The organism is Curtobacterium sp. B8 (genome assembly GCF_000333315.1).
In the GTDB taxonomy this organism is placed as follows: domain Bacteria; phylum Actinomycetota; class Actinomycetes; order Actinomycetales; family Microbacteriaceae; genus Curtobacterium; species Curtobacterium luteum.
Window position 1 is genome coordinate 1 of sequence record NZ_BACW01000372.1, and the last position, 11854, is coordinate 11854.

11 protein-coding genes, 1 pseudogene and 1 riboswitch are annotated in these 11854 nt (G+C 73.7%); of the genes and pseudogenes, 10 read left to right on the forward strand and 2 right to left on the reverse strand.

Annotated features, from left to right (window positions below; translation table 11 throughout):
* Positions 1 to 189: 189 nt before the first annotated feature.
* Positions 190 to 621 carry a GNAT family N-acetyltransferase gene (locus tag I59_RS09630; protein ID WP_022903689.1) on the reverse strand — a complete coding sequence of 144 codons (432 nt, stop codon included), beginning with the start codon at positions 619 to 621 and terminating at the stop codon, positions 190 to 192.
* A 111-nt stretch (positions 622 to 732) separates the two neighbouring features.
* Between I59_RS09630 and I59_RS22820 the strand changes: the two genes are divergently transcribed.
* The 3 genes from I59_RS22820 to I59_RS09645 all read left to right on the forward strand — a co-directional run bounded on the left by I59_RS22820 (position 733) and on the right by I59_RS09645 (position 5246).
* Positions 733 to 2043 (forward strand): hypothetical protein, encoded by a 1311-nt coding sequence (locus I59_RS22820; RefSeq protein ID WP_022903690.1) that lies wholly within the window; start codon positions 733 to 735, stop codon positions 2041 to 2043.
* An 89-nt stretch (positions 2044 to 2132) separates the two neighbouring features.
* On the forward strand, positions 2133 to 3758 hold the full coding sequence (locus I59_RS09640) for a hypothetical protein (protein WP_022903691.1): 1626 nt from the start codon (positions 2133 to 2135) through the stop codon (positions 3756 to 3758).
* 168 nt (positions 3759 to 3926) lie between these two features.
* A complete protein-coding gene (locus tag I59_RS09645; RefSeq protein WP_022903692.1) occupies positions 3927 to 5246 on the forward strand; it encodes an esterase family protein in 1320 nt (439 codons plus the stop codon).
* Between the two features lie 514 nt (positions 5247 to 5760).
* Here I59_RS09645 and I59_RS20870 read toward each other — a convergent pair.
* Complete coding sequence (locus I59_RS20870) at positions 5761 to 6405, reverse strand: hypothetical protein (protein WP_049976561.1); 645 nt, start codon at positions 6403 to 6405, stop codon at positions 5761 to 5763.
* A 344-nt stretch (positions 6406 to 6749) separates the two neighbouring features.
* On the opposite strand from I59_RS20870, the gene I59_RS20875 reads away from it, so the two are divergent.
* The 7 genes and pseudogenes from I59_RS20875 (at position 6750) to I59_RS22065 (ending at position 11709) form a co-directional block, all read left to right on the forward strand.
* Complete coding sequence (locus I59_RS20875) at positions 6750 to 7667, forward strand: bifunctional lysylphosphatidylglycerol flippase/synthetase MprF (RefSeq protein ID WP_049976562.1); 918 nt, start codon at positions 6750 to 6752, stop codon at positions 7665 to 7667.
* 189 nt (positions 7668 to 7856) lie between these two features.
* A riboswitch (FMN riboswitch) is annotated at positions 7857 to 7990 on the forward strand.
* An 80-nt stretch (positions 7991 to 8070) separates the two neighbouring features.
* Positions 8071 to 8724, forward strand: a complete 654-nt coding sequence (locus I59_RS09655) for a riboflavin synthase (protein WP_022903695.1) — start codon at positions 8071 to 8073, stop codon at positions 8722 to 8724.
* Positions 8724 to 9395, forward strand: a pseudogene (gene ribB / locus I59_RS09660) (3,4-dihydroxy-2-butanone-4-phosphate synthase); the annotation flags it as partial. The gene I59_RS09655 and the pseudogene ribB, both read left to right, overlap by 1 nt.
* A 35-nt stretch (positions 9396 to 9430) precedes the next feature.
* Positions 9431 to 9910: a 6,7-dimethyl-8-ribityllumazine synthase gene (gene ribH / locus I59_RS09665; RefSeq protein ID WP_022903697.1), complete on the forward strand. Its 480-nt coding sequence runs from the start codon at positions 9431 to 9433 to the stop codon at positions 9908 to 9910.
* A gap of 79 nt (positions 9911 to 9989) precedes the next feature.
* The gene (locus tag I59_RS09670) at positions 9990 to 10664 is read left to right on the forward strand and encodes a TetR/AcrR family transcriptional regulator (protein ID WP_031273528.1); all 675 of its coding nucleotides are present in this window, start codon (positions 9990 to 9992) and stop codon (positions 10662 to 10664) included.
* Positions 10661 to 11164, forward strand: a complete 504-nt coding sequence (locus I59_RS22060) for a hypothetical protein (protein ID WP_022903699.1) — start codon at positions 10661 to 10663, stop codon at positions 11162 to 11164. Before I59_RS09670 ends, I59_RS22060 begins: the two co-directional genes overlap by 4 nt.
* Complete coding sequence (locus I59_RS22065) at positions 11161 to 11709, forward strand: hypothetical protein (protein ID WP_022903700.1); 549 nt, start codon at positions 11161 to 11163, stop codon at positions 11707 to 11709. The genes I59_RS22060 and I59_RS22065 overlap by 4 nt, the downstream gene beginning before the upstream one ends.
* The last annotated feature ends 145 nt before the right edge of the window (positions 11710 to 11854 follow it).

The following is an 11854-nucleotide window of genomic DNA, read 5'->3' on the forward strand; positions in this document are numbered from 1 at the left end:
CAGCTCCGGGACTTCCTGGCGGACGAGTTGAGCGGCGACCCGTCAGTGGCGACGACGCAGACGAACATCGTCTTCGAGCGGCTCGTCGCGGACCGGACGCACCAGGGGCGCTCGTTCGACGAACTCCGTCGCTGGCGCGCCTGACCGGTCCGTGGCCGCGGTGTCGTGGCGCACCCCACAGCGCCGCGCTCAGCGCACGAGCACCATCGGGACGTGCGGGATGCGGTCCTCGAGGTAGCCCTCGCCGTCCCGGACGAAGCCGAACCGGCCGTACCACTCCTCGAGGTGCGCCTGGGCGCCGAGCAGGATCCGCGACGCGCGTGCCTCGGCGATCGCGGACTCCATGAGTCGCCCGGCGAGACCCTGCCCGCGCGCGTGCCGCGCCGTGGCCACGCGTCCGATCCGCTCGCTCCCGTCCGGCTCGCGGAGCAGCCGCACCGTCGCGTCGACCGATCCTCGTCCGGCCCAGAACTGGACGGTTCCCGGCTCCATGTCCCGCCCGTCGATGTCGGGGTACGCGCACTCCTGCTCGACGACGAACACGTCCTGCCGGAGCCGGAGGATCTCGTGCAGCGTCACCGGGTCGAGGTTGCGGGAGGGAGCACTGAAGATCGGGGTCAATTCCGGCCTTTCCTGACGTTTTCCCACGAAACCGGATGCGGAATCGGGCGGACGGGCGTACCGTACCGGCCAACCACTCTACGTGCGCAGCCGAGATCAGGAGGTGAGCGCATGGACCAGGCGATGCGTGCACCCCTCAGCGCGCTGATCCGGTACGTCCTGCTGGGCGTCGGGATCGCTGCTGCCCTCGTGCTGCTCACCCTCGTCTTCGGCGTGCGCTCCGCTTCGGCGTCGACCGCCGCGCCGGCGACGAACACCTCGTCCGCAGACCGCGGAGGCCTGCTGGGCGGCGTCACCGACGGGCTCGGCACGACCCTGCACGGGGTCTCGAGCGGCGTCGGGACGGTCGTCGGCGAGGTCGTCGAACCGGTCCGCACGGCCGTCGCCCCGACGCCCCCCGCTCCGGTCCGCCCCGCGCCGGCGCCTGCGCCGGCGCCGCAACAATCGGCTCCGGCTCCGGCTCCGGCTGCGCCCGCACCGGCAACCCATGCACCGACACCGGCCGCGCCAGCGCCGGCCGCTACCAGCCCCGCCGCTCCCGCCCCGGCAGCACCGGTGCCGTCCGTGTCGGCGCCCTCCGGAAGCGCGTCCGCACCCTCCGTCTCGTCCGGGTCCGCGACCGAGGCGAGCACTGCCTCCCGGCCGCTCACCGGCAGCGTCGCCGCCGTGCTGCGCCCCGTCACGGGAACCGTGCACGACCTCGCGACGACACGTCCGGTGACGGGTCTCGTCGACGAGCTCGACCACCTCGTCGGCGGCCTGCCCGTCGTCGGTCCGGTGGTCGGCGACGACACCCTCGGCACCGTCACCGGTCCGGTGACCGGCATCGTGGACGACACGCTCGGCGGCGTCGGTTCGACGGTCGACAGTCTTCCCGGCGTCGTCGACGGTTCGACGCCGGTGCTGCCGAGTGGTCCGCTCCTCCCGGGCGGCGCGCTGCCGCCCGTCGCGACGACCCTGCCTGGAGGCACGGTGCCGGTCGCGGGGACCGTCCCGCCCCCGGCAGGCTCCGCAACGCACGGGTCGTCCGTCCGCGGCGGCGACCCCGCGCTCCAGACGGCCGGACCGGCCGGACCGGCCGGACCGGCCGCCGGAGCGGGCACGATCACGTCGTCGTCGGCCGCGACGGTTCGGGCCGCCGCGGCCGACGACGCGTCCTCGAACGTCGTCGACCCAGTGGTCGTCGGCGGCCGTGCGCTCGTCGTGCCCCAGGGCGGCGGCCCGGTGCACCAGCCGGCGGAGGGCCCGGCGGGGACGGCCTCCACGAGCGGTGCCGGCGCGGGTTCCCCGACCGGTGCAGCCGTCGGCGCCTTCGGCGCTGCGAGCACCCAGTTCTCCCTCGCCGCGGGGTCACGCGGCACCCTCGTCGACGACGCGATCCCCGCGTCCCCGGTCGACGACCACGACGTCGCCCCTGATTGAGATCGGTGCGCCTGTCCGCCACGGCAGGCACGCACACACCCGACCGTGACCGCGGTCGGGAACAGATCTCGATCAGGGAGTGAACGACCATGAACAAGTACGTCTCCAGAGGGCTCTGGTTCGCCCTCTTCGTCGGCGGCCTGACCCTGGGAGGAGCCGCGGCCGCGAACGCCGCCACCACCTCCGGAGCGGGCGGAGTCGTCTCGGGCACGCAGGTCGCCCCGTCCGTCGACGCCCCGGTGGCGGCCACCGGGAACGCCTTCGGCATCCTCGGCGACGCGGTCTCCACGGCGACCGGTCCGGGCACCGCGTCCACCGCATCGCCCAGGGGCACCACCTCGACCGGTGCAGCCCCGACGACCTCCGGAGCGGACGGCACGGCCTCGGGCACGCAGGTCGCCCCGGACGTCACCATCCCGGTGACGGTGTCCGGCAACGCGGTCGGCGTCGCAGGTGACGCCACCGCCACCGGAGCGTCGGCACCCGCCGCGCCCGCCTCGGCGCCCACGACCTCGGCCGTCCCGGCGCCGAGCACGTCCGGCTCGGACGGGACGGCCTCGGGCACGCAGGTCGCGCCCGTGGTTTCGGTACCGGTGACGGTGTCGGGCAACGGGATCGGAGCGCTGGGCGACGGCACGAGCACGGGTTCGTCGACCGCGTCGGCTCCGGCTCCGGCTCAGTCGTCGGGTTCGGCCCCGAGCACGTCGGGCCCGGACGGGACGGCCTCCGGCACGCAGGTCGCGCCGGTGGTGTCGGTACCGGTGACGGTGTCGGGCAACGGGATCGGAGCGCTGGGCGACGGCACGAGCACGGGTTCGTCGACCGCGTCGGCTCCGGCTCCGGCTCAGTCGTCGGGTTCGGCGCCGAGCACGTCCGGCTCGGACGGGCTCCTCTCCGGGACCCAGGTCGGCGGCCTCGTCTCGGTACCGGTCACGGTGTCGGGCAACGGGATCGGGGTCGTCGGTGACGGTACGAGCTCGGGTTCGACCTCCGGTACGGGTTCGGCGGGTTCGACGCCGTCGGCCGGTGGGACGACGGATGGTTCGGACGGGATCGGTTCGGGCACGCAGGTGACGCCGGTGATCGGTGTGCCGGTGACGGTCGGCGGCAACGGGATCGGGGTCGTCGGTGACGGTACGAGCTCGGGTTCGACCTCCGGTACGGGTTCGGCGGGTTCGACGCCGTCGGCCGGTGGGACGACGGATGGTTCGGACGGGATCGGTTCGGGCACGCAGGTCGCTCCGGTGATCTCCCTGCCCGTCACCATCGGCGGCAACGGGATCGGGGTCGTCGGTGACGGCACCAGCACGACGCCGACCACGCCGGGCACCGGGACCGACCCGGGGACCGGCACGGACCCGGGCACGGGCACGGACCCGGGGACCGGCACGGACCCGGGTACCGGCACCGACCCGGGCACGGGCACGACCCCCGGGACCGGCGGCACGCCGGGCACCGGGAGCACCCCCGGAACCGGGACCGGCACGACCACCGGTTTGGTGCCCGTGACGGCGACCGTCCCGGTGACCGCGGCCGTCGCGACGGACACGACCCGTGCCTCCCGGACGGCGACCGTCGCCGCGGCGACCACGACCGGGAGCACCGCGACCGGGCTGGCGTACACGGGAGCGCCGTCGCCGGCGCTGCCGCTGACCGCCGCACTGCTCCTGCTCCTCGCGGGGGCCGGAGTGCTGACGCTGCGCCGTCGGTACTGACCGAGCCGGTCGCTGACCGGAGCGCCGGGACCACCACCGCGGTGGTCCCGGCGCTCCGCCGAGCTGTGAACGGTCCGAACGTCGACTGGAAAGCGGTGATGCCCATCCTGTGAGCAGTGGAAGCGCTCCGGGGGCTGCTCGGCAGCCCGGCAGGGCCACGATTGGCACGTGCTCCACGAACTCCTGCGCCTCAAGATCACGGACTCCGACGTCCTCGTCCCGGTCGACGTGGTCGCCGGTCTCCTCGTGCTCTGGGCGCTCGTCGTCCGCCCGTGGTCGCTGCGGCGGTTCCTCGTCCGGATCGGTGCGATGGTCGTCGGTGCGGTCGTCGGCTTCGGCCTGGTCTGGTGGTTCGGCGACGTCCAGGACGCCTTCGGGGTCGCGTTCACCCCCATCACCCGGATGTGGGTCGCCTTCGCGGTCGCGAGCATCGCGCTCCTGGTCACCGTGGCCGTCCAGGGTGGCTGGGGCCGACGGGTCGTGGCGCTCGCGGCGGCGGGCGCCGTCGTCCTCGCCGCCGGGCTCGGGGTCAACGTCGACTTCGGTTTCTACAAGGACATCCAGCAGGCGCTCGTGACGAACCCCTACCCGTACGAGGACCTGCCGGCGCTCGCCAGCGGACCCTCGACCCGGCCCGCGCTCGACCCGTCGGGGTGGCACGCTCCGGCCGGCATGCCGACGAAGGGCGAGACCATCAGCGTCCGCATCCCGGCCACGGTGTCGCACTTCCACGCACGCAAGGCCGTCGTCTGGCTGCCGCCCGCGGCCCGGACCGCCCACCCGCCGACCCTGCCGGTGATCGTCGCGCTGTCCGGGCAACCGGGCGAGCCGTCCGACCTCTTCCAGACCGGCAACATGGCGACCTACCTCGACCGCTACGCTGCTGCCCACGACGGGCTGGCCCCGATCGTGGTCGCCCCTGACCAGCTCGGCGCCCCCAACCGCAACCCGATGTGCGTCGACTCCCGACGCCTCGGCCGGAGCGAGACGTACATCATGACGGACACCGTCGACTGGATCCGGAAGCACCTGCCGGTGTCCGCGGCGCCGTCCGGTTGGGCGGTCGCGGGGTTCTCCGAGGGCGCCACCTGCGCGATGCAGTTCTCCTCCGAGTTCCCGGACGTGTTCGGCACCACCCTGGCGATCTCGAGCGAGCCTGCGCCGCTGACCGGGAGCGTCCAGAACAGCATCGCGGTGGCGTTCGACGGCTCCGCGGCGAAGTACCGGGCAGCGGCCCCGGCAGCCCTGATGGCGGCGCACGGGCGGTACGTCGACCACCTCACCGTCTTCGGCGTCGGTCAGGACGACGCCCCGTACCGGAAGTCGACCGCGATGCTCGACGCGGCCTCGCGCAAGGTGGGCATCGCGACGCAGGTGATCGTCTCCCCGGGGTCGGCGCACGACTGGAACACGGTGCGTTACGTCCTCGCGCACGGCCTCCCGGCCGTGATCGCCCACCTCGGTCTGCCCGCGAGCGGTGCCCTGTGAGCCCGCAGACCAGGGCGCTGCCCGAGCGCGCCCTCCGGACCGTCCGACGTTCCCCGGTCACCGCGGTCATCGTGCTGCTCGTCCTCGTCACGTCGGTCTCGGCCGTCGTGCTCCGCGTGCAGCACGGCGCCGTCCCCTCGTCCTTCGGCCCCTTCCGGGTGTTCGCCGCGTCGACCGGCGTCGTCGCGATGCTCGTCACGATCGCGGGCGTGGTGGTGCTCGTCGGCGCCTCCGAACGACTCATGGGGTCGTGGCGGACGGTCGTCGCGTTCGTCGTCACGACCGTCGTCGGCACCGGGGTCGGCGCGTTGACCGCGTTCGTCGACACCGACGACCGCAACGTCGGCGGGCTGCTCCTCGGCCGGGCGACGAGCTTCGACCCGTGGACCGCCATCGTCGGCACCATCGTCACCGCGAGCGCCTTCGCCGGGACCCTCTGGCGGCGCCGGATCCGGGTGAACGCGCTCGCGGTCGTCGCGGCGCTCCTGCTCTACGCCGGGCACGTCTCCGACCTCTACGCGGTCCTCGCGGCGGGGGCCGGCTGGGTGCTGGGCGAACTGCTCCGCCGCACGCCGAAGCGCACGGGTTGGGTCCGCAGCTCCCACCGCGAGACCCGGGTCCTGCTCGGCACGGTCGTGCTCGTGTCGGCGGTCGGGCCGGTGATCGCGCTGGTCTCCCGGGCCCGCGTCGGACTGCTCGCGCCACTCGCCGCCGTCGTGGGCGCAGGTCCGGTGAGTCCGGTGCGCGGGTGTCGTGCGGACGGGGTCGCGGGGGAGTGCCTCCGCGGGCTGCTGTCGTTCCGGGCGACCGACCCGTGGACGCTCGTGCTCGCCGTGGCGCCGCTGCTCGTCCTGCTCGTCGGCGGGCTCGGGCTCTTCCGGGGCAGCCGGTTCGCCGTCTGGCTCGTCGTCGTGGTCGACACCGTGACCGCGGTCGCCGCCGCGGTCACGTACGGCCTGGTGCCGGGACGCGTCACGGCCCTGCACGGCTTCGAGGACCAGTTCGTGGTGGACGTCTCGATCGCCGCGTCGGTCGTCGTGCCGGTCGCGACCGCGGTCGTGCTCGTCATCCTCCGGCGCTCCTTCACCGTCCTGCCCTCCCGCCGACGTGTGGTCGGCTTCGCCGTCACCGTCGGGGCGTCGGCGCTCGTGCTCGTCACGATCGTCCTCGTGGTGGCCGCGTCCTCGCCCGCCCGCGTCGAGGACCCGGTCCGTCTGGCGCTCGCCGCCCTCGGCCCGCTCGCCCCGGTGTCGTTCTGGGACCGCCTGCCGTCACTCGACCCAGCCCTCCGACTGGTCGTCGGACTCATCGGGCCGGTGCTCTGGGTCGTCGTGGCCCTCGCCGCGGTCCGTCCCACCGGCGCCGTCGAGCCGGACACCGACGCGGACGGCTCCCGCGCGGACCGCGAGCGTGCGCGGGCACTCCTGCTCGCCGGCGGCGGCGACACGTTCGGGTGGATGACGACCTGGCAGGGGAACCAGTACTGGTTCGCGGCCGACGGCCGTGCCGGGTGGCGTTCCGTCGAAACGGCGCCGTCGCGGTCACCGTGGGTGGCCCGTTCGCTGGTCGGACGCGCGGGAGCGGGCCCTGACCGACTTCGCCCGCTGGTGCGACGACAACGGGTGGACGGCCGCGTTCTACGGCATCGAGGCCGACCTCGCCGCGCACCTCGCCCCGCAGGGATGGGGCACGCTGCCGGTCGCCGAGGACGCCGACTTCGACCCGCGGACGTGGACGACGAGCGGCAAGAAGAAGCAGGACGTCCGCACGGCCGTGAACAAGGCACGGCGCGAGGGGATCACCGCGACCTGGTCCTCGTGGCAGGACCTCCCGGTGTCGACCGTCCGGCAGATCGAGGCGATCTCCGAGGAGTGGGTCGCCGAGCGCGAGCTGCCCGAGATGGGCTTCACCCTCGGCGGCGTCGACGAGATGCGCGACCCTGCGGTGCGGACCCTCGTCGCGCAGGACGCCGAGAGCACCGTCCTCGCGGTCACGAGCTGGCTGCCGAGCCACCGGGAGGGCCGGGTCGTCGGGTGGACGCTCGACGTGATGCGGCGGACCGAGCACGCGCCGAACGGGGTCATGGAGTTCCTCGTCGCCAGCGCCGCCGAGCAGATGCGCGACGACGGGGTCGAACGGCTCAGTCTGTCCGCGGCGCCGCTCGCCCAGGTGTCCGCCCCGGACGCCCCCGCGGACGGCGTGCAGAACCTCCTCGAACTCGTGGGCGGGGTGCTCGAGCCGGTGTACGGGTTCCGGTCGCTGCTGCGCTTCAAGCAGAAGTTCGGTCCGGAGCTGCACCCGCTCGTGCTCGCGTACCCGGACCCGGTGGCGCTGCCGTCGATCGGCATCGCGGTCGTCCGCGCGTACCTGCCCGACCTGTCGTTCCGGCAGGCGGTCGCGTTCGCGCGCGGGCGCGGCTGACCGACGCACGCCCTGACGGCCGGGCGCGGTCCGCTCAGCGGTGACGCGCCAGCGTCACGCGGACCGCGCCGACCGAGCTTGCGAGGGAGGCGTGGCGGGCCCGCCACGAGCCTCCAGGCCGCCCCGTGTCACGGGGAGAAACCGGCGCAACGCGACCGTCATGTGTGTGGGGTATCGTTCCCGGTACGCAAGCGCTCCGGGGTCGGTGCAAGTCCGAACCGGTGGTGACAGTCCACGAACTGATGACGGGTGCCAACCCGGCAGAGGTTGACCTGGTGGGATTCCAGGACCGACGGTGAGAGTCCGGATGGGAGGAAGCGCTGGCGGAAAGTCGACGTCGTCGACCCGTCCGCCCGTGTCGACGACCGTCGCGCGAACCCGGAGTCCCGTTGAGAGGACACCAGTGTTCACCGGCATCATCGAGGAACTCGGCACGGTCACCGCCGTCGAGCAGCACGGCGACTCCGTCGCGCTCACCGTCCGCGGCCCGCTCGTCGTCGCGGACGCGTCGCACGGCGACTCCATCGCCACGTCCGGCGTCTGCCTGACCGTCGTCGAGCAGACCCCCGACACGTTCACCGCGTTCGTCATGAAGCAGACGCTCGACATGAGCGCGCACGGTGCGCTCGTCGTGGGCGACACGCTCAACCTCGAGCGCGCGGCCTCGATGGGGGACCGGCTCGGCGGTCACATCGTGCAGGGCCACGTGGACGGCACGGCGACCGTCCTCGAGACGGCGGACGGTGACGGCTGGCGGCGCGTGCGCTTCTCCCTCGCGCCCGAGCTCAGCCCGCTCGTCGTCGACAAGGGCTCGATCGCGCTCGACGGGGTCTCGCTCACGGTCAGTGCGGTCTCGTCGGAGGACACCCCGCCCGAGGCGGCCTGGTTCGAGGTGAGCCTGATCCCGGAGACGCTCGAGGCCACGACGCTCGGCCTCCGGGTGCCCGGCGACCGCGTCAACGTCGAGACCGACGTGCTGGCACGCCACGTCCGGCGCATGCTGCGACTCGACGCGGCGGCCGGCGCTGCTGCGGCCCCCGTCCTGGAGGCCCGGTGATGGTCACGCACGTCCCGCACGTCGCACCCGTGGTCGCGTCCGGCCCCGGCGAGCACCGGGTCCCGGGCCTCGCGAGCGTGGAGGACGCCGTCGCCGCGATCGCCGCCGGACGGCCGGTCATCGTCGCCGACGACGAGCACCGGGAGAACGAGGGCGACGTCGTTCTCGCCGCGGAGCTCGCGACACCGGAGTGGATCGCGTGGACCGTCGCGCACTCCTCCGGGTTCGTCTGCGCCCCGGTGTCGGCCGAGATCGCCGACGCCCTCGACCTGCCGCCGATGGTCGACCACAACGAGGACCCACGCGGGACCGCCTACACGGTGACGGTCGACGCGGCCTCCGGGATCACGACGGGCATCAGCGCCCACGATCGTGCCCGCACCCTGCGCGTCCTCGCCGACCCGGCGTCCGTCCGGTCCGACCTGCACCGCCCCGGCCACGTCGTGCCGCTCCGAGCGCGCTCCGGCGGCGTCCGGGAGCGTGCCGGCCACACCGAGGCGGCCATCGAACTCGTGACCGCGGCGGGGCTGCGCCCGGCAGCGGCCATCTGCGAGATCGTCGACGAGGACGGCAGCATGATGCGGCTGCCGCGGCTCGTCGAACTCGGGGTGCGCGAGGGCGTGCCCGTCATCACCATCGCCGCACTCGTCGAGTGGCTCGACGCGGCTGACCGGGCGTCGGACACGCCCACGGAAGGAACGACACGATGAGCGGAGCGGGAGCAGCGGAGCGCGGCCACGTCGACGGCACCGGTGTGCGGGTGGCGATCGTCGCCGGCCAGTGGCACGACGTGATCGCGGACGGCCTCCTCGCCGGCGCCCAGCGCGAGGTCGAGCGTCTCGGTGCCTCGGCGACCGTCATCCCCGTGCCCGGGAGCTTCGAGCTGCCCGTGGTCGCGAAGGCGGCGCTGGAAGGCGGGTTCGACGCGGCCGTGGCCCTCGGGGTCATCATCCGCGGCGGCACCCCGCACTTCGAGTACGTCTCGAGCGCGGCGACGAGCGGCCTCACGACCGTCGCGATCGAGACCGGCAAGCCCGTCGGCTTCGGTGTGCTCACCCTCGACGACGAACAGCAGGGCATCGACCGCGCGGGACTGCCCGGGTCGAAGGAGGACAAGGGAGCCGAGGCGGCGCACGCGGCCATCGCCACCGCGGTCACGCTGCGGTCGCTGCACGTCCCCGCCTGACGCTGCTCCCGGCAGCACTAGAGCGCACCCCCTCGCCGAGGGGGTGCGCTCCGTCATGTACGGGGTGTAGTTTTTGAACGTGTTCGAAAACGAGGTTCCGCAGACGAAACGTGAACGCACGAGGGCTCGGATCCGCGAGGTCGCCCTCCGGTCCCTGCGGGAGAAGGGCTACGACGCGACGACCATGCGGAGCATCGCCGACGAAGCGGGCTCGTCCGTGGGGAACGCCTACTACCACTTCCCGACGAAGGACCACCTCGTGCAGGAGCTCTACGTCGAGGTCCAGCGTGAACACCTCGCGCTCGCCGCACCGCAGCTCGAGGGCATCGAGGACCTCGCCACCCGGATCGGGATCGTCGTCCGCACGGGGCTCGGCAACCTCCGCAGCTGGCACGAGCTGGCGCCGCAGTTCCTCACCACGGCCATCGCGCCCGGCTCACCGAACAACCCGATGTCCGCCGAGTCGGGACCCGCCCGGGACATCGTGCTCGGGCTGTTCCGCGACGCGGTCGAGGGCTCCCGCACGCAGTTGCCCGGCACGCTCGGCGCGGACCTGCCGCACGCGCTCTGGAACGCCTACCTGCTGCTGACGCTGTTCTGGGTCTACGACTCCTCGCCCGCACAGCGGCGGACGGACCGACTCGTGGACGCCGTCCTCGGGGTGCTCCGTTTCGCCCTGCCCATGCTCCGCGTGCGCCCCTTCCGCCGATCGGTCACGGAGATCGTCGGCATCGTCGCCGGGCGGGACGCGTGAGCGGCTGGCGGTTCCGGGACTCCGTCGGCCTCGTCGCGCGAGCATGGCTCTGGCTCGCCGGGGTCACGGTGCCCCTCGTGTCGCTCTCGGTCGTGTGCTGGTGGGTCACCGCATCGGTCGTCGCGGACGACTGGTCCGGCGGCGTCGACGACGGTCTTTCGGCGGTGTACTGGCTGCTCCTGTTCGACGCCGTGACCGCGGTGGTCGCTCTCGGCGGCGCGGTCGTGTCACTCCCGTTCACCCACGCCCTCGGCGTCCTGATGGCGGGTGTCCGCTCCCGCAGCCTCCAGGTGGTCGCCACGACCGTACTCGCCGGCGGACTCGGATCGGCGACGGGGTGGGCCTCGGGAGAGGCTTGGGCGCCACAGTCCGGCCCGTTCTTCGCTGCGTTCGTCGGGGTGACCGCCGCCGGTGCCGGTGCGCTCGCACGGCAGGGACAGCTCCGGTCCGCTGCCCGTCGCGCGTCCTCGGTGGGTCGGCCGGAAGCGTTCCGGCCGTGACGGTGCCGGAACCCGGGCGTGACCCGGAGCAGGCGGACGCACCGGAGCAGGCGGACGCACCGGAGCGGTGGACCGTCGAGGACGCCGGGGCGCTGAACGCTCGTGCCGCAGGGTGGATGCTCGGTGCGACGCTTCCGACGGCGTCGTTGCTGGGGATGCTCCTCGCGCCGATCGTCTCGGACTCGTGGGTCTTCGTGGGCGGGCCGTGGTGGTCGGCGATCGGCGGGATCGTCAGCTGGGTCGTGCTGGTCGACGGGGTCTCTGTGCTCTTCGTCCTCGGGTCCGCGTTCGTCACCGTCCCGGTCACCTACGCCGCAGGCCGCCTGCTCGAGCGGGCGCGGCGGCCGTGGACGCAGGTGATCGTCCACGCGTTGCTCGCCGGGACCATGGCGGCAGTGCCCGTGTGGATCCTCGGGGCGGATTCCCTGGGGATCACCGCGCCGATCAGTCTCGCCGCCGGTGCTGCAGGCGCCCTCGCGCGACGCGGCCAGCAGCGGCGCGCTCGCGTCGTCGGTGGGCGGGCGGCGCTAGGACCGTCCGCCTGACCGACGGGTGCCGCGTGCGGTGCTGACACACGGCGTCCGCGGTCCGCGGTGCGCGGTGCGCTCCTGGCGACCATCGTGCGCTGTCGGGACGTGGCACGGTGGCCACCGTCGGAGCGCGGACCGAGACGCCGGACGCATCGAAACG